29 protein-coding genes are annotated in these 26,949 nt (G+C 47.0%); 12 read left to right on the plus strand and 17 right to left on the minus strand.

Features of this window, described 5'->3' with window-relative positions:
* The first annotated feature begins 44 nt into the window (after positions 1-44).
* From CMO31_00670 to CMO31_00695, 6 genes are all read left to right on the plus strand, one after another.
* On the plus strand, positions 45-488 hold the full coding sequence (locus CMO31_00670; GenBank protein ID MAZ52513.1) for a ribosome maturation factor RimP: 444 nt from the start codon (positions 45-47) through the stop codon (positions 486-488).
* Between the two features lie 25 nt (positions 489-513).
* On the plus strand, positions 514-1,749 hold the full coding sequence (gene nusA / locus CMO31_00675; protein MAZ52514.1) for a transcription termination/antitermination protein NusA: 1,236 nt from the start codon (positions 514-516) through the stop codon (positions 1,747-1,749).
* Complete coding sequence (locus CMO31_00680) at positions 1,607-2,044, plus strand: hypothetical protein (protein ID MAZ52515.1); 438 nt, start codon at positions 1,607-1,609, stop codon at positions 2,042-2,044. Before nusA ends, CMO31_00680 begins: the two co-directional genes overlap by 143 nt.
* A complete protein-coding gene (locus CMO31_00685) occupies positions 2,037-3,833 on the plus strand; it encodes a translation initiation factor IF-2 (GenBank protein ID MAZ52516.1) in 1,797 nt (598 codons plus the stop codon). The genes CMO31_00680 and CMO31_00685 overlap by 8 nt, the downstream gene beginning before the upstream one ends.
* A 31-nt stretch (positions 3,834-3,864) precedes the next feature.
* Positions 3,865-4,227, plus strand: a complete 363-nt coding sequence (locus tag CMO31_00690; GenBank protein MAZ52517.1) for a hypothetical protein — start codon at positions 3,865-3,867, stop codon at positions 4,225-4,227.
* Between the two features lie 63 nt (positions 4,228-4,290).
* A complete protein-coding gene (locus tag CMO31_00695; protein MAZ52518.1) occupies positions 4,291-6,483 on the plus strand; it encodes a protein translocase subunit SecDF in 2,193 nt (730 codons plus the stop codon).
* A 90-nt stretch (positions 6,484-6,573) separates the two neighbouring features.
* On the opposite strand, the gene CMO31_00700 is transcribed toward CMO31_00695, so the two are convergent.
* The 3 genes from CMO31_00700 to CMO31_00710 all read right to left on the minus strand — a co-directional run bounded on the left by CMO31_00700 (position 6,574) and on the right by CMO31_00710 (position 9,631).
* Positions 6,574-6,975: a hypothetical protein gene (locus tag CMO31_00700; protein MAZ52519.1), complete on the minus strand. Its 402-nt coding sequence runs from the start codon at positions 6,973-6,975 to the stop codon at positions 6,574-6,576.
* Between the two features lie 200 nt (positions 6,976-7,175).
* Positions 7,176-7,964 carry a 50S ribosomal protein L11 methyltransferase gene (locus tag CMO31_00705; protein MAZ52520.1) on the minus strand — a complete coding sequence of 263 codons (789 nt, stop codon included), beginning with the start codon at positions 7,962-7,964 and terminating at the stop codon, positions 7,176-7,178.
* Complete coding sequence (locus CMO31_00710; GenBank protein MAZ52521.1) at positions 7,961-9,631, minus strand: glycerol-3-phosphate acyltransferase; 1,671 nt, start codon at positions 9,629-9,631, stop codon at positions 7,961-7,963. Before CMO31_00710 ends, CMO31_00705 begins: the two co-directional genes overlap by 4 nt.
* Before the next feature lie 94 nt (positions 9,632-9,725).
* On the opposite strand from CMO31_00710, the gene CMO31_00715 reads away from it, so the two are divergent.
* The 5 genes from CMO31_00715 to aroQ all read left to right on the plus strand — a co-directional run bounded on the left by CMO31_00715 (position 9,726) and on the right by aroQ (position 14,425).
* Positions 9,726-11,069, plus strand: a complete 1,344-nt coding sequence (locus tag CMO31_00715; GenBank protein ID MAZ52522.1) for a replicative DNA helicase — start codon at positions 9,726-9,728, stop codon at positions 11,067-11,069.
* Positions 11,070-11,201: 132 nt separating this feature from the next.
* Positions 11,202-12,356, plus strand: coding sequence for a chorismate synthase (locus CMO31_00720; GenBank protein MAZ52523.1), 1,155 nt, complete (start codon positions 11,202-11,204; stop codon positions 12,354-12,356).
* 7 nt (positions 12,357-12,363) lie between these two features.
* Positions 12,364-12,912, plus strand: coding sequence for a shikimate kinase (locus CMO31_00725; protein MAZ52524.1), 549 nt, complete (start codon positions 12,364-12,366; stop codon positions 12,910-12,912).
* Positions 12,912-13,973: a 3-dehydroquinate synthase gene (gene aroB / locus CMO31_00730; GenBank protein MAZ52525.1), complete on the plus strand. Its 1,062-nt coding sequence runs from the start codon at positions 12,912-12,914 to the stop codon at positions 13,971-13,973. The genes CMO31_00725 and aroB overlap by 1 nt, the downstream gene beginning before the upstream one ends.
* On the plus strand, positions 13,970-14,425 hold the full coding sequence (gene aroQ / locus CMO31_00735) for a type II 3-dehydroquinate dehydratase (protein MAZ52526.1): 456 nt from the start codon (positions 13,970-13,972) through the stop codon (positions 14,423-14,425). The genes aroB and aroQ overlap by 4 nt, the downstream gene beginning before the upstream one ends.
* A 402-nt stretch (positions 14,426-14,827) precedes the next feature.
* Here aroQ and scpB read toward each other — a convergent pair whose 3' ends face one another.
* The 3 genes from scpB to tilS form a co-directional block, all read right to left on the minus strand.
* Positions 14,828-15,346: an SMC-Scp complex subunit ScpB gene (gene scpB, locus CMO31_00740; GenBank protein MAZ52527.1), complete on the minus strand. Its 519-nt coding sequence runs from the start codon at positions 15,344-15,346 to the stop codon at positions 14,828-14,830.
* A 381-nt stretch (positions 15,347-15,727) separates the two neighbouring features.
* Positions 15,728-17,515, minus strand: a complete 1,788-nt coding sequence (locus CMO31_00745) for an elongation factor 4 (protein MAZ52528.1) — start codon at positions 17,513-17,515, stop codon at positions 15,728-15,730.
* Positions 17,516-17,645: 130 nt separating this feature from the next.
* Entirely contained in the window at positions 17,646-19,283 is a 1,638-nt protein-coding gene (tilS, locus tag CMO31_00750; protein MAZ52529.1) for a tRNA lysidine(34) synthetase TilS, read from the minus strand.
* Positions 19,284-19,325: 42 nt separating this feature from the next.
* On the opposite strand from tilS, the gene CMO31_00755 reads away from it, so the two are divergent.
* Positions 19,326-20,492 carry a phosphopentomutase gene (locus CMO31_00755; GenBank protein ID MAZ52530.1) on the plus strand — a complete coding sequence of 389 codons (1,167 nt, stop codon included), beginning with the start codon at positions 19,326-19,328 and terminating at the stop codon, positions 20,490-20,492.
* 86 nt (positions 20,493-20,578) lie between these two features.
* Here the strand turns inward: CMO31_00755 and CMO31_00760 are convergent, their stop codons facing one another.
* From CMO31_00760 to CMO31_00810, 11 genes are all read right to left on the minus strand, one after another.
* Positions 20,579-20,938 (minus strand): 50S ribosomal protein L17, encoded by a 360-nt coding sequence (locus tag CMO31_00760; GenBank protein MAZ52531.1) that lies wholly within the window; start codon positions 20,936-20,938, stop codon positions 20,579-20,581.
* A gap of 3 nt (positions 20,939-20,941) precedes the next feature.
* Positions 20,942-21,892 carry a DNA-directed RNA polymerase subunit alpha gene (locus tag CMO31_00765; protein MAZ52532.1) on the minus strand — a complete coding sequence of 317 codons (951 nt, stop codon included), beginning with the start codon at positions 21,890-21,892 and terminating at the stop codon, positions 20,942-20,944.
* An 11-nt stretch (positions 21,893-21,903) separates the two neighbouring features.
* Positions 21,904-22,521, minus strand: a complete 618-nt coding sequence (locus CMO31_00770; GenBank protein ID MAZ52533.1) for a 30S ribosomal protein S4 — start codon at positions 22,519-22,521, stop codon at positions 21,904-21,906.
* Between the two features lie 13 nt (positions 22,522-22,534).
* On the minus strand, positions 22,535-22,918 hold the full coding sequence (locus tag CMO31_00775) for a 30S ribosomal protein S11 (GenBank protein ID MAZ52534.1): 384 nt from the start codon (positions 22,916-22,918) through the stop codon (positions 22,535-22,537).
* A 15-nt stretch (positions 22,919-22,933) separates the two neighbouring features.
* Positions 22,934-23,317: a 30S ribosomal protein S13 gene (locus CMO31_00780; GenBank protein MAZ52535.1), complete on the minus strand. Its 384-nt coding sequence runs from the start codon at positions 23,315-23,317 to the stop codon at positions 22,934-22,936.
* 3 nt (positions 23,318-23,320) lie between these two features.
* On the minus strand, positions 23,321-23,437 hold the full coding sequence (locus tag CMO31_00785) for a 50S ribosomal protein L36 (GenBank protein ID MAZ52536.1): 117 nt from the start codon (positions 23,435-23,437) through the stop codon (positions 23,321-23,323).
* Positions 23,438-23,446: 9 nt separating this feature from the next.
* The gene (locus CMO31_00790; GenBank protein MAZ52537.1) at positions 23,447-23,740 is read right to left on the minus strand and encodes a translation initiation factor IF-1; all 294 of its coding nucleotides are present in this window, start codon (positions 23,738-23,740) and stop codon (positions 23,447-23,449) included.
* Complete coding sequence (gene map, locus CMO31_00795; GenBank protein MAZ52538.1) at positions 23,730-24,527, minus strand: type I methionyl aminopeptidase; 798 nt, start codon at positions 24,525-24,527, stop codon at positions 23,730-23,732. Before map ends, CMO31_00790 begins: the two co-directional genes overlap by 11 nt.
* Entirely contained in the window at positions 24,524-25,099 is a 576-nt protein-coding gene (locus tag CMO31_00800; GenBank protein ID MAZ52539.1) for an adenylate kinase, read from the minus strand. Before CMO31_00800 ends, map begins: the two co-directional genes overlap by 4 nt.
* Positions 25,099-26,418, minus strand: a complete 1,320-nt coding sequence (locus CMO31_00805) for a preprotein translocase subunit SecY (GenBank protein ID MAZ52540.1) — start codon at positions 26,416-26,418, stop codon at positions 25,099-25,101. The genes CMO31_00800 and CMO31_00805 overlap by 1 nt, the downstream gene beginning before the upstream one ends.
* Positions 26,418-26,948, minus strand: coding sequence for a 50S ribosomal protein L15 (locus CMO31_00810; protein ID MAZ52541.1), 531 nt, complete (start codon positions 26,946-26,948; stop codon positions 26,418-26,420). The genes CMO31_00805 and CMO31_00810 overlap by 1 nt, the downstream gene beginning before the upstream one ends.
* Position 26,949 lies beyond the last annotated feature (1 nt).

Here is a 26,949-nt window from a genome sequence, read left to right on the forward strand (position 1 = left end):
GTTCGAAAGACCCGCCTTTTTTCGTGTGGCAGAAAGGAGGTGAAATGGATCTTACAGATGCAGCAGTTGAAATTCTAGAACCACTAGGCTTCGAAGTTCTGGAACTAAAAGTTAGAGAACAAGGCTCTAGGAAGGGAATATTGCTTCGTGTTGACCGACTCGACGAGAATTTGGTCTCCGTCGCTGACATTTCCAAGGTAAGCGAAGTCTTCAGTCTTGAATTGGATCGACTTGACCCATTCCAGGACGCCTACCGCCTCGAAGTAGAATCCCCAGGGCCAAAACGACCACTAATCCGTCTGAGGCACTTTGAGAGATTTGCTGATTTAGCAGCAAAGTTTCGAGTGGCGGGAAAGTCGTTCCGCGGCACCATCCGTACTGTCGAAGACGGTCTAATCACCCTAGAGACAGAGCAGGAGACCAAAGAATTAAGATTAACCGATATTGAAACCGCACGACTCGATGAGTGGCCCGAGTCGCCGCGATGAATAACAACTAAATAGGGGTGTAACTATGAACAAGGACTTTATGGATGCTTTAAGCCTTCTGGCCGCGGAGCGAAACTTAGAAAAAGAACAGCTGCTGATCAATTTTGAAGAATCCCTGGAACAGGCTTTCGAGCGAAATATTGAGCCAGGAAAACAAATTGAGGTTAACCTCCATCCTGAAACTGGCGAGATGGAAGTCTTGGTCATCATGAGAGTGGTAGAAGAAGTTGAAGATGCCGACACAGAGATTTCCCTCAAAGAAGCAATCGACCTCGACGATACAGTAGAAGTGGGAATGGAAATGGAATTTCCCATGGATCCCGAAAAATTCACTCGGATCGCCGTACAAACAACAAAGCAAGTAATCACCCAGAANATCCGTGAAGCTGAACGNACCATTGTTTATGAAGAATATAAGGACCGAGCTGGAGACGTTCTAACTGCGGTAGTATCCCGGACTGACAATAAGCGTAACGTCTTTGTAGATCTTGGAAGGGGCGAAGCTATTATGCCCCCAAAAGAACAAATACAAGGCGAGCGGTACCTAGTCGGTATGCGAGTAAAGGTTTATGTCATCAAAGTAGAACTATCTACTCGAGGACCTAGCATACTTGTATCACGAGCTGCCTCAGAACTTCTTGACTACTTAATGCGCCAAGAAATACCCGAAGTTACCGACGATACCGTAGAGATAAAGGCTGTTGCCCGGGAAGCAGGTCAACGATCTAAAGTAGCCGTGACCAGCTCAAACCCAAACGTTGACCCGATCGGCGCTTGCATTGGCCATCGTGGTAGTCGAATACAAGCCGTCACTGGAGAATTACAACGAGAAAGAGTAGACATCATTCTGTGGGACCCCAATCCACGAGAATTCATCCGTAACGCCCTCTCTCCCGCTAAAGTAGGGACCATCGAAGTGGATGCCGAATTGGTCGAAGCCAAAGTCATGGTTCCAACAGACCAACTTTCCCTTGCCATAGGGAAAGGCGGGCAGAACGTACGACTTGCTGCCAAACTAACCGGCTACAAAATTGATTTGATTGGATCTGAAACGGTTAGCGACCTAGATGCCGCTATGCAAGCTGCAGCTTCTAGGCTAGACGACACAGTAACTGACGATGACTCTCGCGCTGCTTTTGATGCGCTATTCTCGACAGCAGACGATCCCTCATCCAAACCAAAACCTGACCAGGCAGAAGACACTAGCCCCGACATTACCAACGATCAACCCGACAAGCCTTCTGGGGAAACGACCTCCTAAAATGCCGAATCCCCCCCATATTCCAACTCGACGCTGCGTCGTATGCCGTGATTCCCACCCGAAGCCGAAACTTCATCGTTTTTTTCGGGATGAGGCAGGACAATGGCAACCTGACCCAAAGGCAAAAACACCTGGTAGAGGAGCATGGCTATGCCAAACCTGCTTTAACCACCCTTCTACTAAGGAGCTTCAACGATTTTTCCGGAATCAGGCTAAACGGATCGAAGAATTACTCACCACCAAGAATCGAAATCTAGGCTTTACTGTTACCAGTGCCGGAGGGATTAATGTCTGAAAGAGTCCGAATTTACCAACTCGCTAAAGAGTTAGACGTGGAATCGAAGGTGGTTCTAGAGGCCCTTGATTCCCTGGGGATAGCTTACAAATCGCACGCTAGCACCCTAGACGCCGAAACAGCAGAAAATGTCCGCGATTTAGCACTTCAAGACCTTGCAAAAACACCTACGATAAACGACTCTCCTGACCTGCCAACCGAAGTAGAAAACCCCTCAGTTGAAAATGACTCCTCGGGAGCCGCTACAACCGATACCTCACCTCCCCCACCAGCACCAGATGCTCCAATTCGAGCTCCAGTAGTAACCATCATGGGACATGTCGATCACGGAAAAACTAGCTTGCTTGACTACATCAGGAAGACGGCTGTTGCTGAGCGAGAAGCTGGGGGAATTACCCAGCACATCGGGGCTTATCAAACCGAAACTAACCACGGGATAATTACCTTCCTCGATACCCCAGGTCATGAGGCTTTTACTTCCATCAGGCAACGGGGTGCAAACGTAACCGATATCGTGGTCATCGTCATTGCGGCAGATGACAGCATTATGCCTCAGACGCGAGAAGCTATCGCCCACGCGCAGGCTGCACAAGTCCCGATCATAATCGCAATTAATAAAACCGATTTACCTCAAGCCAACCCGGCTAAAGTGAAGCAAGACTTGATCCAGTTTGAACTTGTTCCTGAGGAATTTGGGGGCGACACTATCACTGTTGAAATTAGTGCCNAAACAGGAAGCGGAATAGATTCCTTATTAGAAATGATTTCTCTAGTTGCTGAGGTAGAAGATTTACGTGCGGATCCACAAACTACCGCATANGGAGTTGTANTTGAATCGATTCTNGATAAGCGCGCTGGCGTTTTGGCTACNGTACTTGTGCAACAAGGCACCTTAAGAGTCGCAGATACTGTCGTATCAGGAGAAACATGGGCACGTATTCGTCGTCTTACTGACCACAACGGGGGATCTATCGATCAAGCCGGTCCTTCAGTTCCTGTACAAATCCTTGGGTTCAACACTCAACCCCAAGCAGGAGATTCCGTATCGTGGGTCGAAAATGACCGGACCGCAAAAGACATTACAGCCAATATACAAAGGGATCGAGAAATCGAAAGCCGTGCTGATAGTGGGAAGACTGGCATTACGCTAGAAGACTTATTTCAGACTGNGAACGTCANTACTATTAAGATGATTGTCCGAACAGATACCCAGGGATCGCTTGAAGCTATTAAAAACATAATTTCCCAACTCTCAGAATCTACAGAAGAAGTCGACGTTCAAATACTATTGGCAGAGGTTGGCTCCCCAACAGACTCTGACCTCCTTTTAGCATCCACTGCTGATGCTCACGTGGTCGCTTTCGGCGTAAACCCAGCAGGTTCTGTGAAGAAAGCAGCTCATCGCCAAGGGGTAAATTTAAAATCTTATCGAATTGTCTATGACCTTATCGAGGATATAGAACGTCTAATTCATGGTCAAATCGAACCAGAGTTTGAAGAGCAGACTATTGGACAAGCTGAGGTACGAGCAGTTATTCAGATTCCTCGTAGTGGCAGCATAGCAGGCTCCTATGTAAATGATGGTTTGATTCGCCGTGGTGCTAAAGCTCGTGTAACTCGCGATGGTCAAGAGGTTTACAAGGGCTCAATTTCGCAGCTCAGGCGCTTCAAGGATGATGTGCGGGAAGTTACTCAAGGATTGGAATGCGGAATAAACCTTCAAAACTATGACAACATCCAAGAAGGCGACGTAATTCACGTCTATGAGTTAGTAGAAGTCTCAGGCTAAACCTATCGATGAATATACGAGGAGATAAACAATGCTAACGAATGTTAAGCGTTGCTGGAACTCACCGTTAGATTCGAACGATAAAAACGTTCTACTAGCTGGCGTATTCGCCTTGGTTTTTCTAATCGGTGGCATGCCAGGAATAGGACCGAAAGGCAGTTTCAATAAAACCTCTGGTCAAGACCTAGTTTCTCCTGATTCTGGCAGTCTAGTTGCTACGATTCGGCAATATCGATCTGGTCAAGTAATTACACAATCGAACTGGCCGGAACCACGGGCATTTTCTTCAGCACTTTTTAGGCTTAACACCAAGAGTTTTTCCTTCCTGCTAACTGGGTACAACCCGCTTAGCCGATTGGGCCTTTTACTCCTATTTGGCCGTTTGCAACTATAAAGATTTTAGCTTCGACTAAACCGCCAAAGACTTACCTATAAAGCGACTAACCAAGGAGTGAACATGAAATTTAATCGTAGGTCCGTAACCGGCATTCTAATAATTGGAGCGCTAGTTATATCCGGATATTACCTATGGCAACCGTTAGACCGTACGGGTAATCCAACACTTAAACTTGGCCTTGATCTTCAAGGTGGCCTAAGGGTTGTATTGCAAGCGGAAGAGGATGAACCCCTGAGGGAAGACCTGAATGCGGCACGTAATATCATCGAAAATCGCGTTAATGAATTTGGTGTCGCTGAACCACTTATCCAAACTAGTGGAACTAACCGTATTGTAGTTGAATTACCCGGTCTTACCGCCGAAGATCAAACGCGGGCTCTAAATCTTATCGGGCAACAGGCTATACTCGAATTTCAACTGGTAAAACGTCCTTCCGAAAATATGGCAAGTAGCCTACTGACCCTTGAAGATTTAGAACCGCCAGCCTTTACCGGTGAGATTGTGAAGTATGCTCGAGCCGACTTTTCTCCACCTGGCAGCGGCCAAATAGGTCCATTAGTAAACTTTGAAATCAAACAAGAGTTCGCAAAACAGTTTGGGGAATTTACTGGTCAAAATACCAAGCGGCGAATGGCGATTGTTCTAGATGGAAGAGTCCAGTCTGCTCCTACACTTCAGAGTCGCATCAGTGATTCGGGACAGATTACGGGAATAGCCACGCTCGAAGAAGCGGCAGACGTAGCCCTAGTACTCCGAACTGGTAGCTTACCTATAAATTTGCACGTTGAAGAAATCAGAGCTATCGGCCCCACCCTCGGACAAGATTCTATTAATGCTGGTAGGCGAGCTGCATTAGTAGGAGGAATCGCTGTAATCGCAGCCATCCTTCTATACTATGGGCCTTTATTCGGAACAGTCCTTACCCTCGGCCTCTTCCTTGTGATGTTCCTCATCTTTGGGATTCTAGCGGGCCTCGGAGCCGCATTAACTTTACCCGGACTTGCGGGCCTAGTGCTCACTATTGGCGCTGCCGTTGACGGTAACGTTATTAGTTTCGAACGAATCAAAGAGGAGCTCCGCGTGGGGAAAAGCCTTCGGCTAGCTATGCGCGGGGGATTCGGTAACTCGCTTTCAGCGATAATCGATGCAAACGTGACTACGCTCCTGGCAGCAGCAACCTTGTACCAGTACACAACTGGGGCTGTTCGTGGCTTTGCCATTACCCTANCGATCGGAATCGCTTGCGCGGTCTTTATCAATATTATTGTAGTCCCATTCATCCTAGACCTATTAACTATCCATATTCGGAGGCCTTTGCTCCCTAAAGGCTTTTATACGGATCGCCTTCGGTTTATTACTAAAGCCCCTCTTGTCTTAAGCGTTTCTGCCTTAGTTGCGATCACCGCAATCATCCTAGTACTAACCAATGGCCTCCGCTTATCAACTGATTTTACAGGAGGCACCACAGCTCTTTACCGTGTAGCAGAAGGTACTAACACCTCAGACGTTAGGACGGCTATTAGCAACTTGAATTTTGAAGGGCTGTCCGCCAATAGCGCTACAATCGTGAGTGTTCAGGACAATACCATTGAAGGGGAATTAATTTCTGTTAGGGTTGGCCTTACAGAAGCGGCGCAAGGTAGTGAGCAATTTTCCAACCTTCTGGCTAGCGCCCTAGGGGCTGAACTTTTATCGGCCGACTTCGTGGGACCGGCAGTAGGAGCAGATCTTNGNCAAGGAGCGATCTACGCTGTTCTTGTGGCTCTTGGGTTAATCGTGATGTATGTAGGATGGCGCTTCTGGCCGACTTGGGTCGTAGCAATAGCAGCCATCTTAGCAGTGGTACACGACGTCGGCCTTACTCTCGGAGTCCTCGACCTAATGAACGCGGAGTTTGGGATTCCAGTTTTAGCTGCTCTCCTTTTCGTAGTGGGTTATTCTTTGAACGATTCAATAATAATTGCAGATAGAATCCGTGAAAATTTACGTAAAATTCGGGGGAAATCTTATACGGAAATCGTCGACCTGTCGGTCAGCCAAACCATTGCCCGTACAGTGATGACTTCCACCACAACCTTATTACCAGTTCTCGCCCTCTTCTTTTTAGGTGGTAGCGTCCTACGCGATTTTAGCGTTACATTATTGATTGGGATCGCTGTTGGGACATACTCAAGCATTTTCATCCTAGCTCCGATGGTAGTCTGGTTTCGAAATAAGCGTAAACCCCTAAGGATATCTAACCGAAATTCCTGACTTGCTATGCAGTAAGTACTTTAATCCCCTGTATTTTTAGGGCGGAGTATAGACATATCTCCGCCCTAATCTGACTTACTGACTTAGGGTTTACTGTAGCGACCCCGTAATTTGCCGAACAACCCGATTTGAGAACGAAACAACAACCCGCCATCGTCCAGCCAACATTGGTACTTTAGAGGCTAATATATATATTCTGCTAACACCTTTGTCCTCTTCAGAAATCCAGAAGCTTTCTGAACCTACCTCTCGATTATCTGGCCCGAACCATTGAAGGGTTAACCACCCCGGTTTAGGCAGTGACTCGATAACAATCTCTAACGCAGGACTACCTTGATATAAACGAATATGGCTAGACGAATTAATCAAAATTCTTTTTGGTGCCATTATATTTGAGGGAACCGGCGGCAAGTACAACAACTTACAAGAGGAACTACCAAAGACTAATAGGGCAAATAATGACCCAATAGCAACAGACCTAGTAAACCTCACCAATTGCCTCTTAAGTTTCTTGTCCTACTTGGGGGCTCGAACACTTCAAGTTCGACCAAACATACACTTGTAAACTTATTTACCTTCTCGATTCTATACACACTAATTAATGCGGCCGCACAATATGAGGCGAAGGCTTTCTTCCGGACTTACAAAGTGCACCAATCGCTTTGCGCAGACAGCACCAGACCGAGTATTCTTCACTCCTTCGACTCTATTTCTATAAGCATCCACTTACCTTCGTTTTTGGTCCCAATATGGATAAATCTTCCATCTAGCGACTCTAAAACCAGTCCTAACCGATTTTCTAATATTCCTGTCAGCAATAGCGTTCCTCCCGGTTTAAGTACCCGAAAATATTCGTCCAGTAGATCCCTATGAAGCTCAGCATAGAGATTAGCGGCAATTATGTCGAACAAGAAGGACCCTTGTACGCANCTCTGATTCCTAAGTTCCCCGCAATTAAAGGTCGACCGACTAGCGTTACGAGCTGCGTTCTCCCTAGCCACAGGTATTACATTCCGATCAATATCTATTCCATGAGATTGTTTGGCTCCCAGCAAGTCCGCAGCGATCGTCAAAATTCCAGACCCACACCCAACATCGAGCACNCTATTACCTGTTAAATCTCTGGCAGCGAGAGCCAAGAGAGCCAATCTTGTGGTTTCATGATAGCCCGTGCCAAAAGCCATCCCAGGGTCCAGCCAGAGCACCTTCTGACAAGGCTCCAATAAAACAGTCTTTTTTGTAGAGGAAACTACAATTCGATCAAGATACAGCGGTTTTAGGCTCCGCCTATATTCGTCTAAATAATCGATTGAAGGCACCTCAGACCAAGTGCCCTTAAAAGGGACTTCTACTCGTTCAGGGAAAAAAGCTACTACATAACCACCATCTTGCACTAGCCCAATACAATCCCGATCCCACAAGATTCCAAACCTAAGATCTTCATCATCAAGAAAACCGGAAAAACGAAATTGAACCGTCACAACTCTGGGGAGGCAATTGCTAAATTTTCATCTTTAGTGATTATTTCGAAGCCCAGGCTTTCCGCTTCTTTGAGATAGAACTCAATATCCTTTGTTCGTGTATTGGGTCCAAGGGATGCCTTATCGAATGCCCTAGTGGCGGCCATAATCATGGTTTCTGCCAGGCAAGCCGGAATCAATCCATCGCCAAAGTGCATATCGACTTGGGTCTGCATTCTGCCTGGCGGTCGAACAACTCCCCCTGGAATTATGTGAACACCCTGTACCGTACGCACCGAATCATCGACATCAACTGGCCTACCAAGATCAAATACCCAAGCGCCCGTCTTAACATGTCTTTTATAGAGAACCGGATTAGGATCACTTGTAGCTGTAAATATTAGTGATGCAAGCTCAACTGTATTAATATCCTGCGTAGTCGTTATGCGGGTCTGGGGAAATTTGGTAGCAAGGGTTTGGGCACTCCGTTCTAACCGATCGGCATTGCGGCCTACCAAAATTAGCTCTCCGACCTCGCCAGCGATCATACGTGCAATCCCAAAGGCCACTACCCCATTAGCCCCAATAACAGCTGCTGTAGTCTCTTCGAGTGCGCCACCCTCCTCCTGAAAGCTCTTTAACAGACCCGGTATAGCTGCCTTAACTGTGCCAGCAGTAAAAGCGCCGCCGTTGGTAATAGCTATGTCTGGCACAGCTTTTTGCACGGCCTCACCCTTATCCCCAACAGTCGACCAAAATCCCCCNAGCCCGAACGTTTCTGCGCCAAGATCTCGAGCCAACCGGGCACCTTGAATAACCATGCGAGTCGCAACCTTTTGGTGCTCTCGTATTTGGTCCGGCAACAGCGGCCCAACAAGAAGCAATACCTTTAGCTTGCGTCCTTCCGGCAATTCTATGCCATCAATAATATCGACAAAAGTTGGCCGGAACCTTGGCAGCACTAGTCGCACAAGAACTTCACCAATAGGCCCCTTAGGAAACAGTCGTAGTAAAAATGCTTGGCTACGGGACTGCCAAAGATCCTCTATGCGCATCGGGTGAACCATAAAAGCAGATATCACTGTATTTGGATCGAGGCTAGTAACAGAAGGTGGAGTTCCAAAACGCACCTCAGTGCCATCCACCATCCGAGCAAGGTTACTCTTATGTCGCCAAACCGAAACAGCTAATAAAATCACAATTGGAGCTACCGGTAATCCAGGCACCACCAAACTCTCAAGAAACAGGGTACCAATGCCCGCTAATGTGGCGAAGGAAACGAAACCGAGCCAACCAAGGATTAATGCGAACACAATAACTGGAATCGAAACTAAAACAGTAGATATCCCGCCAAATAAATGAAGGCTGGCAAGAGCTCCAAATAAAAGACCTATCCCGCGACCACGAGGATTTCCTACCAGCAAAAGAGGGGCAATGGGATGAACGTGGCCAACGTAAGCCGCCAATACTGCCCAAGGACCACCGCCACCCAAGCCAACGGCTAGGAACCCCTTAAGCACATCGACCAGAAGAGCAAGAAGGGCTGTGGGGAGCCCAATAAGACGGATGCTATTCTCCATACCCAAATTGTGGGCGTTCAGTCGTCCCGGATCAGTCCCGGTTAGGGCTCTAATAATCAGTCCACCCAACGGGAACGCACCAATCGCGTAGGCTAAAGCGATACCAATTACCGGTAAGACAGCATCTATCACAACACCCTATCTTACCCACAGCCACCGCGGTAACGACATTTAACCCACTTTTCGTCGTATCTACCGTACAATGGAAACTGTGGAGGCCCGAACTCCCCCTCAAAACCTCGAAGCTGAACAAAGTGTTCTAGGGAGTGTCCTTTTGGACAACGAAGCTTACGGTATTGTCGAGGGTACTATTAGGGCAAATCATTTTTATAAAGAAGGCCATCGAAAAATATTCCGCGCGATGGAAAAGCTTGCCCAACGGGACGAACCAATAGACCTAGTAACTTTGACTGAAGAACTACGCCAAACAGGGGAATTAGAAAATGTCGGAAGCGTTCCTTACCTCATAGGACTGGCGGATAGCGTACCAACTGCNGCTTACGCTGAAAATTATGCCCGTATAGTCCGGGAAAAAGCTACCNTTCGAGACCTTATTTCTGCTAGTGGGCAAATTATGCAGAATGCTTATGACCAGTCGTTTCCTATCGAACAAGTACTTGATAAGGCAGAATCGAGCATTTTTGAGCTGTCGACCTCCAAACTTAGTCATGCTTTTCAAGCTATGCCGATTCTAGTCTCAGAGACTTTTGCCCACATCAATGAACTTTTCGCTAACCCTGATCCTGTATCAGGCCTTCGAACCGGTTTTCGAGAACTCGATAGTTTAACTGCTGGCCTTCAACCTAGCAGCCTAAACGTTTTAGCTGCTAGGCCTAGCATGGGAAAAACTGCGTTTGCTTTAACAATTGCACTAAACGTTGCCCTTAGGGAAAAGCAACCCGTTGGTATCTTCTCTCTCGAGATGTCGGCACTTCAACTCGTAACAAGAATGCTTTGTTCTGAAGCACGCGTTGATATGAGTAGAGTCCGTAACGGACAATTGTCTGACAGGGACTTCCAACGACTCGCTGATTCAGCCGGTCGGATGTCAGACGCCAACATTTTCATCGACGATGCCGCTGACATGACCGTCATGGAACTCCGAGCTAGAGCACGGCGTCTAATGTCGGAACACAATCTCGGTCTAATAATCGTAGATTACCTACAACTCATGACCGGTAGCGGACGAATCGGAAGCAGCGAGAACAGGCAGCAAGAAATTAGCGCTATCTCTCGAAGCCTCAAGGCTCTTTCCCGGGAACTTGATACGCCTGTTCTGGTGCTCAGCCAACTATCGAGAGCGGTAGAAAGCCGGCCTAACAAGAGGCCCATGCTTTCTGATTTACGTGAAAGTGGTGCTATCGAACAGGACGCCGACCTAGTAATGTTCATTTATCGGGATGAATATTATGACGCTCAATCTGATAAACAGGGGGTAGCTGAAATCATTCTCGGAAAACAACGGAATGGTCCAGTAGGAACTTTAGACTTACAGTTTCATAATGCTCATGTCCGCTTTAACGACCTGGCGCGACCTGTACCATAGAGCCGGGACACCTTTGATCGGCTTTAAACCCAGCTAACCACTTATACAAATCTCTTCGCCTTTCGAGCATAGCGCAGCTAAAGCGTTTTTCGGATATGAACGTAGGTCATAGGTGCATGCTAGGCTATTGAGATGCTACGGTATCTTTCTGCAGGGGAATCACATGGCCCGTCTCTGACTGTTCTTCTAGATGGCGTGCCTGCTGGCCTAGAGCTGGTTGCCTCAGATCACATCGACCCTTGGCTCCGTAGGCGTCAAGGGGGTTATGGACGAGGCCGTAGGATGGCCATAGAATCAGATCGGGCAGAGTTCCATGGAGGCGTCCGGTCCGGCCGCACTACTGGTGCACCCTTAGCAATAAATATTGAAAACAAGGATTGGAGCAATTGGAGCGCAATCATGTCTTCGCACCCAGGAAACGAACCTCGGGGTCGTTCTCTGACGGAAGCTCGACCTGGTCACGCTGACTTAGCTGGGGGCATAAAATACGGACATAAAGACTTAAGAGACGTGCTTGAGAGGGCATCGGCTAGAGAAACGGCTAGCAGAGTCGCTGCTGGAGCAGTGGCACTACGCCTCTTAGAAGATTCGGGGATACAGGGATGTGGAAGGGTAATCAGTTTAGCTGGAATTTCATGTGATGATGGAATGGACTGGGATGCGTTAGATAAATTAGACGAGAGCCCAATCCGCAGTTTTTCAGACACTAAGGAAGACGAAATTATTGACCGAATAGATAAAGCTAAGGTTGATGGCGATACACTTGGCGGAATTATAGAAGCCCGTTTTCGGGGTGTGCCGATAGGCCTTGGTAGCCACACTCAATGGGACCGGAAGCTAGATGGAAGATTAGCCCAGGCTGCTATGAGTATCCAAGCCATGAAGGGGGTAGAAATTGGCGACGGTTGGAGTAACGCCATCCGGCCTGGTAGTCAAGTGCATGATGCCATTTTTCATAATTCAGATGGCTACTATCGGAAAACTAATCGTTCTGGAGGGCTAGAGGCTGGAATCACTACAGGCGAAGAGCTGGTGATTCGTGCCGCTATGAAACCGATCGCCACTCTAATGCAACCGCTCCCAACAGTAGACGTTAGCTCTCGACAACCAGCTGACGCAGCTAGAGAACGCTCAGACACTACAGCTGTTCCCGCTGCATCAATTGTTTTACTCGGGATGTGTGCCCTTGTTCTTGCCGATAGTGTTATGGAAAAATTCGGTGCCGACACAATTACGGAAATTCAAGAACGGATAGCNACNCATCGGAGTTATACCCGTAACTTCTAACATTTTGATGACTGTGCCCTTGTCACAACAGGCTAATAACGTTACTTGGNTTGCCNTGGCCGGCTTTATGGGAACNGGGAAAAGCCGTATTGGTTTGGAACTGTCCCGGAGACTCAATTTAACCTTCGTGGACACTGATCGCATAATTGAGAAGGTTAGTTGTATGACTATTACCGATATCTTTCAGATTCACGGCGAAGAAGTATTTCGAGACTATGAAACCGAAGTTATTCGCAGGTGTCTTAAACTAAATAAGGTGGTAGTCTCGACCGGTGGCGGGGTCGTAACGAGAAGGATAAATCGAGAGCTGCTAAGTAGCCGAGGACCGGTCATTGTACTCTCAGCTAAACCGGAAACTATTTTTCGACGTACACGTAAACACAATAGACCGCTATTGGACACTAACAACCCCATGTCAAAAATCCGGCGCCTTCTCGCTCAACGCCAAAAAGCCTATGATGATATTGCTTCAATAACGATTTCGACAGACGCTCGGAACTCTCGCAGTGTGGTTTCCGAGATTATTCAAAGCCTTGCTAGGTTAAGATCGCGCTAATGAAAATCGATATCGGTGTCCAACCAACATACTCGACTTGGATCGAGGCCGGTGCCTTAGATCGCTTACCAGAAGTCGTAGATGCTTCCAATGTAGCTCTCATCACCGATACAGATGTAGCTCAACACTATCTAGAACCATCAGTTTTACGGCTTACCAACGCTGGAAAACGAGTTAGCACCTACGTTATGGAAGCAGGCGAAAAGAGCAAAACTCTTGCTACTTTCCAACATTTACAGAGCTTCCTTGCTACAGAAAACTTTGACCGTCATTCAGCGATAGTAGCCCTGGGAGGCGGAGTTGTTGGGGATGTGGCTGGNTTTGTAGCTTCGACTTTCAAACGGGGTATAGCGTGCTACCTGGTACCAACCTCTCTACTTGCGATGGCTGACGCCAGTATAGGTGGGAAAACCGCCGTAAACCTACCTGAAGGCAAAAATCTCATTGGTACTTTTTGGCAGCCCAAAGCGGTTTTGATGGATGTCCGTTTGTTGGCAACTTTACCTCCTTCAGTTTATAGAGACGGGGCCGTAGAAGTATTTAAACATGGCCTCATAGCGAACCCAAAACTATGTCGGGCTATTCTTGCAGGAGCACTAGATGATTTAGAGGACGAATCAACACTAGTCAAATGGATATCAGCTTCAGTAAACGTAAAGGCAAGCATTGTGGCTGAAGACGTCCATGAATCTGGAAAACGGGTTTTGCTTAACTTAGGCCATACACTAGCACATGCTCTCGAAGCTGCCAGTGATCACAGCCTAAGTCACGGTGAAGCAGTAGCCTACGGGCTACTTTTTTCTGGGCTCCTTGGGCGTAATCGTGGTTGGTATGACCCGACTGAATATCTCTTAGATTTTATAAGCTGGCTAAAGCCTCGTTCCATACCAGACTTACATTTTTCTGAACTAACGCCTTATATTTCTAGAGACAAGAAAAACCAAGGTCAAACACAAAGATTTATTTTATTACGAGCCGAAGCAGAACCGATCGTAGTCCAAAACCTAGTGAAGGCTGAACTCGAGCAGGCTTGGTCGGACCTCCAGGAGGTATTAACATGATTCTTATCCTAAACGGCCCTAATCTCAATTTACTAGGTACGCGTGAACCAGAAATTTATGGCACGATGACCCTAGAAGATCTTTCTGGTAAATGCCAGATATGGGGAGAAGATATAGGTTTTAACGTTACTTCCCGACAGAGCAATTCTGAAGGGAAGCTCATAGACTGGATTCATCAGGCTCAGACCGATGGTTTTCTTGGAGTCGTCTTAAACGCGGGGGGATTAACGCACACTTCAGTAGCACTACGAGATGCTATCGCTGGAGTCACGATACCCATAGTTGAAGTTCACCTATCTAACATCCATTCGAGAGAAGTCTTCAGGCATCAGAGCACAATTGGCGGGGTTTGCCTAGGTTCAATTGCTGGGTTCGGACCCACTAGTTACCAGGCTGCTATATTATGCCTGGGTCAATATCTCAACACCAGCCAAGAAGCTGCTAATAATTAAAACTGCTAACCTCTTAAGCTATAGCCTTTTCCTTTCTGCTTCTTCGATAGGAGAGTAAACGCCATATTTTTAGTTATCAATAATTCAGGTTCTAAGCGAAAAACCATTTTCTACGATAGTTACACCACCCCGCTCTGAAGGCTGGAACCTGAAAGGTTCCGAATCAGGTTGCATCTTCTTTTATCCGTACACCCCGATATGCATCTAAGAGTGCGAAAAAACAAAGACTCGACCTATAACGGACCCCTTACCTATATGTGAAGCTTAGAACCTCGTTCTTGGATTATCATTTGTTGATTTCTATACTTGAAGACACTAATATTGACACATTGATAACTTTTTGGCTTNTCCTAGATAGGAACATGGGTAGATCGACGAGCGGTACATTACCCCCCTTTTAAATTAACGAAGGAATCCTGTTTCACCCTCTTCTACATCAGGAAGATCATCAATTGATTTAAGGCCAAATTCTACAAGAAACCTTTCAGTAGTACCATAAAGCAATGGACGTCCCACAACGTCTTTTCGACCAGTAACCCGAATAAGTTCTCGCTCTAGTAGCGTGTCAGTAGTAGAGTGACAAGAAGCCCCCCGAGAAGCTTCAAGTTCACCTCGCGTGACTGGCTGACGGTAGGCTATTAGAGCGAGTGTCTCAAGAGCAGCTTCTGATAATCGGGGAAGTGGCGGAGGAGAGAGTATACTTGCTAGTTCAGGAACTAGTGTTGGCATTACAACCAAGCGGTACCCNCCAGCTACCTCCTCTATCTCAAGCCCAAGAGATTCTGCGGCCAAGAGCTCTCGAACAGAATNCAATCCCCGAGTCGCTGCAACTACCCCACCCAATAAGCTCGCCAAATCCTCGCGGGTGATCAACCGCCCAGCTGTCACAAGGGCTGCTAAAGTTAGCGCACGTTCATTCATCAAGTCATCGTCCCAATATATGCATGAATATGTCAAGTTTTATCCAGAACCACTAAAATAATTAAGCGTGTTTCCCATGCTCATACAAGCAATTTCCCTGAACTTCACGACAGACCTTATAGAATCTTTTGTCCTATTAAACCTTTATATTAGTGCCCGGTGCCCCGAAATTTACTAGCTTTTCTTCTCATGCTTTTTAATTGTGAACACCTGGCTAGAAACTCGTTGATCCTTAGAAACCCATATATTCATGCTAGATTTTCATTATTACAAATTTTTTCCTAAGCACTATTGGATAGCCTATAGCAAACCAAATCTCCAAAGGTACCTAATTCTAACGCGTCGACTGAATTTAGGTTATTTGATAACTAATTGGGACAGTCATTCTCCTGGCGACAAGACTGCCAAAAAGGCCTCCTGTGGGACTTCTACCGTCCCTAATTGTTTCATTCTAGCCTTTCCTCTTTTTTGATTCTCAAGCAACTTTCTTTTTCTGGTAATGTCCCCACCGTAACATTTCGCAGTCACGTCTTTGCGGAAGGCTCGTACGGTAGCCCTTGCCAGGATTTTCCCACCTATGCTTGCTTGAATTGGTACGGCAAACATTTGCCTAGGGATTACCTCGGCCATCTTGTCAACGATTTTCCGCCCAATATAGTATGCCTTGTCCCGGTGAGCTATGACTGAAAGAGCATCCACGCGTTCCTCATTGACAAGGATATCAACTTTAACAAGATCACCGGGACGGTCTTCTACAAATTCATAGTCCATGCTTGCATACCCTCGCGAAAGACTTTTAAGGCGGTCATGGAAATCATATAAGATTTCTCCAAAAGGAACTAAATACCTGAGCTCCACCCGTTTTCCGTGGTAAACCATATCCTGCATCTGACCACGACGATCCTGCAATAATGTCATGACCCCGCCGACAAAGTCCTCGGGCAGGTAGGCGCTGAATCGGACCCAAGGCTCTAAAATAGCCTCTATCCGGTCTGGAGAAGGTAGATCTGCAGGGTTGTGGATTCGTGACACATTCCCATCAGTCGTACGAACCTCGTAAACGACAGCCGGAGCAGTAGCGATAAGTCCTAAATTGTATTCTCGTTCAAGTCTCGCTTGGACCACATCAGCATGGAGCAGGCCTAAAAAACCACAACGAAACCCAAATCCTAGAGCTTGACTCGTCTCAGCATCAAACGTAAAAGCAGCATCGTTTAAGCTAAGCTTTTCAAGAGCCTCACGAAGTTTAGGATAATCCTCTGAATCAGTTGGGTATAAGCCACTAAATACAACCGGTTTCGCAGGTTGGAACCCAGGGATCGGCGCAGACGCAGATTCAGAATCTAGAGTCATGGTGTCACCAATTTGCGTGTCTCCAATATCCTTAATGGAGGCGGTTAACCATCCAACCTCGCCGGGACCCAATCGTTCAGTTACTACTAGATCTGGTCGGAAAATACCTACACGATCTACCTCGAATTTTTTACCGGTACTGGTAATGAAAATCTGGTCTCCTCGTTTAACGCTTCCTCCAAAAAGCCTAATAAACGAAATTACTCCCTGATAACTATCATAAAATGCGTCGAAAATTAGGGCTCTCATTGGACCTTCGCTATCCCCAGAAGGCGAGGGTAAATGTTCCACTATGGCTTCCAGAACATTTTCTACATTCTCGCCTGTTTTGGCAGACACCTTGATAACTCTATCCCCAGGTATCCCAACAACTTCTTCTAGTTCCATGATGGCCGCTTGTGGATCAGCATTAGGCAAATCGATCTTATTTATTACAGGAAGAATTTCTAGACCGTTTTCAATGGCGAGAAAAGCATTCTGTATTGTTTGCGCCTCAACTCCTTGACTAGCATCTACGACTAGCAGCGCACCCTCACAAGCCCTAAGAGCGCGAGAAACCTCATAACTAAAATCAACATGTCCGGGAGTATCTATCAAATTAAAGCAGTAAGCGATTCCGGCCTTGCTCGTGTATTCCAAGCGCATCGGAGTGGCCTTTATAGTTATTCCTCGTTCTCGCTCTAGATCTAGNGTGTCTAACATCTGATCTCTTCGATCCCGAGCTTCTACGCTCTGAGTAAGATCAAGGATTCTATCTGCTAACGTAGATTTACCATGATCTACATGGGCAATAATCGAAAAGTTTCGTATCTTCACATAACTATTCTACAGAAGCTTTACTCGATATCTCCAATTTAATTTTATAGTGCTACGGCAACCTATTACCCAAGTTGTGAAGAATCCCTGATCTAGTCTTCTATGAAACCTAATAAAGTCGTCATAACCATCATCTTCTAGCAGCGAAAAATTCAATTAATAAGTCAGAGCACTCCTCTTCCAGCATTCCTCCCTCTACTTCTAAGGAACGCTTCCATGACAGTTTATTTAGATCTACAACACTACCTAGGCATCCCTCTCTTCTATTGGTTGCACCGAATACAACTCGCTGAACATGGGATTGCAAGCACGCACCGAAACACATGGGGCACGGCTCAAGCGTTACGTATAATGTTGCCCCCTCTAAACGCCAATCACCAACTTCCTTGCTAGCCGCCTGCAAAGCAAGAATCTCAGCATGAGCTGTGGAATCTGTTCTCTGTTCGGTCTCGTTATAGCCCTCACCAACAATCCGACCATTAATCACAACAACCGCCCCGACAGGAAGCTCACCCGCCCTCGCTGCATTCGACGCTAATTCAATAGCTCGTTCCATAAATCCCTTGTCTGGTTCTACGAAACCAGTTCCGCTAGCACCACCAAGCCCTTGGACCCAAAGGATATTACTTCCTGAAGCAAGGACGTTTAGAGAATTTCTATCCTCACGTGGGACCTTATTGTCGATTAACCACCTTGATAGTTTCCGTCTTCCCCCAGAAAGTTTGACATGATCACCAGGTCGTCTATGACGAATAACCAAATCTTCCCACCTATCAAAAAATGAATCTGGAAACCCCGCAGGAAGTTGCGACGCGGTCTCCACCCGTATTTCTTTAGAAAAAGTTGATTGATTCGCAGATGCTATTACTTCAAGATGTCCACTCTCAACACGTAAAACTCTTCTTGGCGAAAGCTGTATCCTCGCACGCCCTCGATCTGCCGCGGCTAGTATCTCGTTAATGCGTAAAAAAGAAATTGAAGCTCCTGACCTGCCAAGCAAATTAGAAATTACCTGTCTTCGTAAGGCTAGGCTTTCACGCATTAACGAGTCTATACTCAAGCCATTATCATTTAGGGNTTCCTCAGCTCGGGCCCATAAATCCGCCCGAACCGATTGTTGGATTTGAGCTAGATTCCCAAGCCGGGAAATAGCACTTGGGTAACGGTTGACTATTTCAGGAATAATTTCATGTCGGAACCACGCCCGAGTACGATCTAAGTCACCGTTACTCTCATCTTCCACCGGACAAACACCAATAGTTGATAGGTAACTTCTGAGGTCTTTTCGGGCCAAGTTCAACATCGGACGAACAATAGACCCCCGTCTACTCTGCATCCCAATTGGATAAGCTGATCCTCTAAAGATCTGTTGCAATACTGTTTCAGCCTGATCATCAGCAGTGTGCGCAACAACAATAAGCCCACCCCCTAAACTCGCAAGGGTTCGCATCAAAAAGGAATATCTTAATGACCGAGCTATAGCTTCATCGTTGCCCCCCTTCTTAGCAACAATTTTAGGCCCATCCACCCGATCGCCTATAAAGTGAAGTCCTAGCAGACCTGCCTGAGTCGCAACGAATTCGGCATCCTTCGCAGATTGACTTCGAAAACCATGATCTAGGTGGGCAACCACGGGTTTTATCCCTTCTTCTACCAAGGCGTAGGCTAACGCTAAAGAATCTCCGCCACCGGAAACTGCAGCAACTAAAGATTCGCCATCCCAACCTGCTTCTTTAAGCCCAGCCAAGATGTTTTCAGAAACCTTCATAATGTATTATCCCAATTCCAAGCACACTTCGTATACTGATTTATGACGATCACAGTTATTGTCCTTGATTCTTTAGGACTCGGCTCCCTTCCGGATGCATCAATTTACGGAGATACTGGTGCTCACACCCTAGACCATATATTAGAAGTAGCGGGAACCGAACTCCCTAATTTCACGAAACTCGGACTCGGCTCCATCGAAGGCGTAAAAAAATTATCTCCGGCTAAATCACCTTTGGCGGCCCATGGGCGAATGATCGAGCAAGCTCTCGGGAAAGACTCAGTTACGGGGCACTGGGAGTTCATGGGTGTAAGTCTTGAACACCCGTTCAAGACTTACAAGTCCTTTCCCAATGAGATAATGTCCTCCTTCAATGCAGCAACGGGCAGGGACCACTTGGGTAACAGACCAGCCTCTGGTACCGTTATAATCGACGAATTAGGCGAGGAACACATAAAATCCGGCAAGCCCATTGTATATACCAGCGCCGATAGCGTCTTCCAGATTGCTGCTCATGTCAATATAATTCCAATAGAAGAACTCTATCGATGGTCCCAAAAGGCACGACTACTTCTGGTTGGTGAAAATGCCGTTGCCAGAGTGATTGCCCGACCCTTTGACGGAATCCCTGGAAGTTTTTTTCGGTTGGAATCTGCCCGTCGGGACTACGCGCTAAAGCCGCCACAGTCTACTGTTTTAAACTGCCTATCCTCAGCTGGATACGAGGTCATCGGAATCGGTAAGATTCCTGACATATTTGCCAACTCTGGTTTCACCGAATCCATTTCTTCCACCGACAATAACCATGGATTATCGTTGACCCTTGAGAAAATGCAAGCGCGACCCAATGGCCTTATCTTCACCAATCTTGTTGATTTTGACTCGCTATATGGACATCGCCGTAAACCCAATGAATACGCCCACGCACTTGCCACATTTGACCAACGAATTCCCGAGCTTTTGTCATCATTGGACCAAGAAGATGTCCTATTTTTTGTTTCTGACCACGGCAATGACCCCACTTGGCCAGGAAGCGATCACACCCGGGAATACGGGCTTCTCCTGGCTTACGGCCCAACAATTAAGCCCATTAATTTGGGTACCCGAAAGAGCTTTGCGGATCTAGGTGCCACGATAGCCGATATCCTGAAAGTTGATTGGCGTGGTATAGGAAATAGTTTTCACCACCTCGTTCAACTACAACAATAAACAAACTGGCCAAGCGAGATATTAGGCCTCTCGCCTGGTTAGACAACAACTATTATTAACGTGTAAGAACTTAAATTAGGCCAGAACTAAATACTTTCGACAAGCTCGATCAGAGCCTCTTGCGTATTGTCCCCTCGTCGACTAGCTAATCGATATATCCGAGTATATCCCCCACTCCGTTTAGAATACCGAGGAGCAATTTCGTCTACAAGCGACCGAAGAATCTTCCTGTCATGAATTTCGCGAGCCACGAGTCTGCGGGAATGTAAATCACCCTTACGAGCAGTTGTAATCAATTTCTCGACAAACGGCTGCAAATTCTTCGCCTTGGCAAGAGTAGTCTTAATTCTACCGTGCCGGAACAAAGCCGTAGCCTGAGCTCGCACCAAAGCAATACGGTGACTACTATTCCGATTAAGTTTTCTCCCACGCGAAAGATGTCTCATCAACTACTCCTTCAATTTTAGGCCCCGGCCATTTAACCGTTCCTTGATTTCGTCTAAAGATTTCTCGCCTACCCCTCCAACTTTCTTGAGGTCGCGCTCCGAAAGAGCCAAAAGCGCATTTACCGAGTCAATTCCTTCTTCCTGTAGAGAATGCAGAACCCGACTAGACAAGTCGAGATTATCTAGATTCATCTCAGTATCTGCAACGACTTCAGCTTCCTCCTCATGAATCCGGGCAGGAATGGTAATGGCCGAAACATTTTCATCCGCAGCATCTTCTGGATCATCGCTAAACACATTAAGTTGGCTACGTAGAATTTCTACAGCNTGGTCAAGAGCAGATCGTGGTTCTAAGCTACCATCTGTCCACACTTGTAGAACCAGGCGATCGAGATCTGTCCTTTGCCCAACCCTAGTATCTTCGAGTCTATAAGCGACTCTCCTTACTGGCGTAAACACTGCATCAACTGGAATGGAATTAATTCGCTCTTTGGTTGCATGAACATCAGCCGGAACGTAACCAACGCCAGGCTCTACCCGCACTTCCATTACTAATTGTCCTTCCTTCGTTAAAGTAGCAATGTGCAGTTCAGGATTTATTATTTCAGCAGAGGCTGGGACATCAAATTTGGCAGCGGTAACCTCACCTGCCTTCTCCACACGAAGGGTGAGAGTAACAGGCTCACCATCGTGCAACTTAACCACCATTTCCTTGAGGTTAAGTATTATTTGCATTACATCTTCTTTTACTCCTTCGATGGTCGAGAATTCATGGAGGACATCTTCGATATAAACACTCGTGACGGCGGTACCTGGGATCGCGGAAAGCATTATGCGCCGTAACGGGTTACCAAGAGTTACCCCAAACCCCCTAGCCAGCGGTTCAACAATAAACTCTCCGTAACTCTCGGTAACGTCAGCTTGAAATTCTGGGATTATTTGCAGTTGATCCATAGTCTCCTGGCCTAGCGTGAATAAAACTCGATTACCTGTAATTCGTTTACAGGTAACATTAGATCCTCTCGAGGAGGACGATTTAAGAAGCGGCCTTTTAGTTGTTCACTATCAAATTCTAGCCAAGGACTGATCTTCCCACGACTCCGCTCTTCGACATTGCCCTTAATGTGGGAATTGCTCCTACTTTTAGGGCGAACATCAATTTCGTCTCCTGGCTCCACTCGATATGAAGGTATATTAACGTTCTTTCCATTAACCCGCACGTGACCGTGACTAACGAACTGCCTAGCCTGTCGACGAGTATTTGCAAGTCCGAGTCGGTATACAATATTATCCAAACGCGACTCTAGGAGTTGTAGAAATATCTCCCCAGTAGCACCCTTCGTTCGCGAGGCCTCTACGAATAAATTCCGAAACTGCTTCTCACCCATATTATAGTAATAACGGAGCTTCTGTTTTTCACGTAATCTCGTTCCGTAATCGCTGGGTTTACGGCGCCTGCGTTGACCGTGATGACCAGGGGGGTACGGATGCCTCTCCATATACCGCTGAACCTTCGGAGTCTCCGTGAGGTTAACTCCCTCACGTCGACTTACCTTGACAGCAGGTCCTCTATAACGACCCATGTCGTCACTCTCCTTAAGCGCGCTTCCGCTTGCGAAGGCGGCAGCCGTTGTGCGGAATAGGGGTGTCATCAATAATGGTGCGCACGTTAACCCCTGTGGCTTGAATAGACCGGATCGCTTGTTCGCGGCCAGATCCGGTACCTCGAATAACAATATCTAGCTGACTAACGCCCATATTTTGGGCTTTCCGAGTAGCGTCAGCGGCAGCTAACTGGGCGGCATAAGGAGTTCCCTTTTTGGAACCCTTATACCCTATTGATCCGGAGGAAGACCAGGCCACCGGATTTCCGTCATTATCGGTAATGGTCACGATCGTATTGTTATAGCTAGCGTGTATATACGCCTTGCCTTCTGTTATATTGCGTCTAACACGCTTTCTTGTTTTTGCTGTGGCCATCAAATCCTCCTTTAGCTACTTCTTCGTCGGTGCACGCTTTTTGCCGGCAACCGTACGACGAGGTCCTTTGCGAGTGCGGGCGTTGGTCTTACTAGATTGACCACGTACTGGAAGTCCCCGCCGATGTCTAAGTCCTCGGTAGGACCCAATATCCATTAATCGCTTTATATTAAGCTGTTCCTCCCGACGCAGATCCCCTTCAACCCTATAGTCACTCTCTACTATCCCGCGAATCGCTGAAACCTCAGTTTCGGCTAGGTCTTGAACGCGAGTATCAGGACTTACTCCAGCCTTTTCTAGAATTACCCGAGACCGTGTAAGCCCTATACCGTATATATAAGGTAGTGCGTGTTCTACACGCTTACCTCGGGGAAGATCTACTCCTGCGATTCGTGCCATGGTTTATCCCTGCCTCTGCTTATGCTTAGGATTAGCGGAGCAGATAACATAAACTCGACCCCGCCGACGAATTACGCGACATCTGTCGCACATTGGTTTTACGGACGCACGTACTTTCATGCTATCCCCTTATCTTCGATAGACAATTCGACCCTTTTCAGGGTCGTAGGTACTGATCTCGACGACAACACGATCGCCAGGGAGAATACGGATATAATGTCGGCGCATCTTACCACCAACATGAGCTAGAAGCTCGGGTCCTGCATCTAGTTGTACCAGGAAAGTGGTATTGGGGCGAGCCTCAAGGACAACACCTTCAGCCCGAATTGTTTCCTGGTTAGTCTCTTCTTTCTTATCATCTTTACGATCTACATTCCTCCTTCTCTTAGTACTCCTACCGGGTCCTGAACGTCTACGCGCCATTAGAAGCCGGTCCTTTGCCATCAACACTAGTAACCTGATTATTTTCGCCAGCCGTTAGAATCCACGGACCATTTTCCGTAATGGCTACGGTGTGTTCGAAATGAGCGGAAAGACTACCATCAGCTGTGGGGGCCGTCCATTTGTCTTCAAGAATCCTTACTCCAGTAGCCCGTTCAGTAACCATGGGTTCGATTGCTAGAACCAATCCCGGACGCAATTGGGGACCCGTACCAGGATCTCCGAAATTAGGAAGTTCAGGAGGTTCATGATAGTCCCGCCCAATGCCATGGCCTACGAATTCCCGGACTACCCAGAATCCTGCATCCTCGACTACCCTCTGAATTGCCGCAGAAATATCGCCAAGTCGGTTACCCACTTTGGCAGCTGTTATACCGCCTAGGAGAGACTTTTGAGTGACTTCAAGCAACCGTCGCGTAGATAAATTGATTTTCCCTACAGGATATGTACAAGCCATATCTGCTAAATACCCCTGATACTTAGTCCCTATATCAACCGAAATAATGTCACCCTCCTTTAATACCTGGTGACTTGGAAAGCCATGTACAATAACATCATTAACCGAAGTACATAATGTATAAGGGAATCCGCGATACCCTTTATTTGCAGGTTTCCCACCTTGCGATGCAATCGCCTCCTCTGCTATTGAGTCCAACTCCACTGTGGAAATCCCAGGGGCAATAGCACGAGCAACAGTATCGAGAGCGCGTCGATTAATGTCCCCGGCCTGGGCCATCTTTTGTAACTCCCCTTGACCTTTAAGGATCATGACAATAACGCCTCGATGCGAGAAAGAACTTGGTCCATACCGCCATTTCCGTCAATCTCGTGCAAGTTTCCCTGAGACCGATAATAGGCCATCAGAGGTTCTGTATCTCGACGATAAATACGCATTCTTTCGGCAATTACTTCTTCAGAGTCATCGCTTCGCCCTTCCTCAGAAGCCCTGCGGAGAAGCCGGCTGATCAGTTCCTGATCGTCGACATCAAGAGAAAACACGGCATCAATCGAGACGTTATATTTAAACAAAACGTTCTTCAAAGCATCTGCTTGGCCAGGAGTACGAGGGAACCCATCGAGAAGGACCCTTAAGGGTGAGATTTTAGCAAGTTCTTCTTCAACCATCGAAACCATTAAATTGTCAGATACTAGTTCGCCCACATCCATTACTTCTTTAGCTTGGCGACCAAGCTCGGTACCCGCCTTTACATTATGACGGAGGATGTCTCCCGTAGAAATTTTCTTCAAGTGCCGCGAGGAGCACAACTGAGCAGCTTGCGTACCCTTCCCAGCTCCAGGAGGGCCCATTAAAAGGAGGACCTCGGTGGACTCAAGCTTCATCAGAACCGCCTCCCCCTTCCTCTAATTCGTCCTTTGCTAACGAATCCTTCGTAATGCCGCATCATTAACTGAGACTCGAGTTGCCTTAAAGTATCCAGCGCAACTCCCACCATAATTAGCAAGCCAATCCCGGAAAAAACGAAAGAAAGCTGTCCGGTCCATGTAAGCCACGCTAAGGCTTGGGGTAGGGCATTTACAGCACCTAGAAATAATGCTCCCCACAGCGTAATGCGGCCGGTAATCCGGGTGAGATGTTCAGTCGTTGGTTGGCCGGGCCTAACACCTGGCACGAAACCGCCATATTCCCGAAGATTCTCGCTTATTCGTCTTGGATCAAACGAAATCTGAGTATAAAAATAAGTAAACATCATGATTAGCAATGTACTAACCACCAGGCCTTGCCATTGGGCTGGATTGAACCACGCGCCTACGCTCTGTAACCATAAAATATCAGGAAAAGAACCAATTAACGTCTGCGGAAGAATGATAATTGACACTGCAAAAATGATTGGAATCACGCCCGCTGCGTTCAGCCTCAAAGGAATATAGGTGGTTTGTCCTCCTAGTACCTTTCGACCCACGACTTTTCGTGCGTATTGAACAGGAATGCGCCTCTCGGCTTGCTGCACTAAAACCATTCCAGCTACAGCCAGGATAAGCAGGATAAAGAATATAATTAAGGCGAAAATATTTCCCTCGCCCTGACTGATCAGAGAAAGTTGCTGCATAATTGCGCCGGGGAACGCCGCTACAATACCTGCATAAATTATCAGAGAAATTCCGTTTCCAACTCCATATTCACTGATTTTCTCGCCTAACCACATCACCATAGAAATACCGGCAACTTGGGTAATAACAACAATGATCCAGAAAAATGGGTCGTTATTCCAACCAAGTTTCAATGCACCGCTTGGGCCAAGTAGGGCGATAGCCAGGAAAAGAGCCTGGATGCCACCTAGTATGGTAGCTGCGTAACGAGTGTATTGGGTAATCTTCTTTCGGCCTTCCTCGCCTTCCTTAGATAGCTTCTCCAATGGAGGGTAGGTTGATGTTAAAAGTTGGAAAATAATGCTAGCCGTAATATAAGGAATAACACCAAGGGCAGCAATCGAAAAAACTTCGAAATTTCCCCCAGAAATAAAATTCAGTAGCGTAAAAATATCACCTTGGCCGAAATTTCCACCTTGGAGCGCCTCAATATCTATTCCCGGAGTAGGAATAAACACCATAAGCCGATATATAGCCAGCACCCCAATGGTTACTAGCAACTTCGCCCGGAGGTCGGGAACGACCATCGCATTGCGAAAAGCTGCCAACATTATGAATTCTCCTCACTATTGAACTCAATAAGCTCACCATCAGACCCCTTAGCGGTATCGGTTTTACTCAAACTATCGCCAACTCCTTCAGGGGCCATGCGGAGAGTACCCCCAGTTTCGGTAATTGCCAAAGCCGCTGCCTTGCTTGTTTCTTCAATTTCAACAACAAGATTCTTAACTTTAAGCTCGCCATTCCCGAGTATCTTTATTGGTAATGCGGCATTACCAATAAGACTAAGTTCGGCAAGACTTTCTGGTGTCACGGAAGCCCCATCCGCAAATCTATTGAGGTCTTCTAGGTTAACGATTTGGGTATATTCCTTAGCACGGTTAAAACCTCGTTTGGGTAGCCGTAGAATTAATCTTGAACGGCCGCCTTCCCAGCCAGCCCCCGCACTGAAACCACTACGGCTCTTTTGGCCCTTGTGGCCTCGACCTGCAGTTTTTCCTCTTCCGGAACCAGGACCCCGAGCTGTTCGCCTACGTTTCTTTTTAGAACCTGGTGAAGGTTTAAGTTCGTTAAGTTTCATC

The organism is Trueperaceae bacterium (genome assembly GCA_002707365.1).
GTDB lineage: Bacteria > Deinococcota > Deinococci > Deinococcales > Trueperaceae > UBA6957.

Bases quoted from the DNA above. Each gene is read 5' to 3' on its own strand.
- CMO31_00805 (MAZ52540.1), bottom strand. From the start codon at position 26,418: ATGTTGGCAGCTTTTCGCAATGCGATGGTCGTTCCCGACCTCCGGGCG.
- CMO31_00785 (MAZ52536.1), bottom strand. From the start codon at position 23,437: ATGAAAGTACGTGCGTCCGTAAAACCAATGTGCGACAGATGTCGCGTA.
- CMO31_00790 (MAZ52537.1), bottom strand. From the start codon at position 23,740: ATGGCGCGTAGACGTTCAGGACCCGGTAGGAGTACTAAGAGAAGGAGG.
- CMO31_00760 (MAZ52531.1), bottom strand. From the start codon at position 20,938: ATGAGACATCTTTCGCGTGGGAGAAAACTTAATCGGAATAGTAGTCAC.
- CMO31_00770 (MAZ52533.1), bottom strand. From the start codon at position 22,521: ATGGGTCGTTATAGAGGACCTGCTGTCAAGGTAAGTCGACGTGAGGGA.
- CMO31_00755 (MAZ52530.1), top strand. From the start codon at position 19,326: ATGACGATCACAGTTATTGTCCTTGATTCTTTAGGACTCGGCTCCCTT.
- CMO31_00810 (MAZ52541.1), bottom strand. From the start codon at position 26,948: ATGAAACTTAACGAACTTAAACCTTCACCAGGTTCTAAAAAGAAACGT.
- CMO31_00670 (MAZ52513.1), top strand. From the start codon at position 45: ATGGATCTTACAGATGCAGCAGTTGAAATTCTAGAACCACTAGGCTTC.
- CMO31_00775 (MAZ52534.1), bottom strand. From the start codon at position 22,918: ATGGCCACAGCAAAAACAAGAAAGCGTGTTAGACGCAATATAACAGAA.
- map (MAZ52538.1), bottom strand. From the start codon at position 24,527: ATGATCCTTAAAGGTCAAGGGGAGTTACAAAAGATGGCCCAGGCCGGG.
- CMO31_00800 (MAZ52539.1), bottom strand. From the start codon at position 25,099: ATGAAGCTTGAGTCCACCGAGGTCCTCCTTTTAATGGGCCCTCCTGGA.
- aroQ (MAZ52526.1), top strand. From the start codon at position 13,970: ATGATTCTTATCCTAAACGGCCCTAATCTCAATTTACTAGGTACGCGT.
- CMO31_00680 (MAZ52515.1), top strand. From the start codon at position 1,607: ATGACTCTCGCGCTGCTTTTGATGCGCTATTCTCGACAGCAGACGATC.
- CMO31_00780 (MAZ52535.1), bottom strand. From the start codon at position 23,317: ATGGCACGAATCGCAGGAGTAGATCTTCCCCGAGGTAAGCGTGTAGAA.
- CMO31_00690 (MAZ52517.1), top strand. From the start codon at position 3,865: ATGCTAACGAATGTTAAGCGTTGCTGGAACTCACCGTTAGATTCGAAC.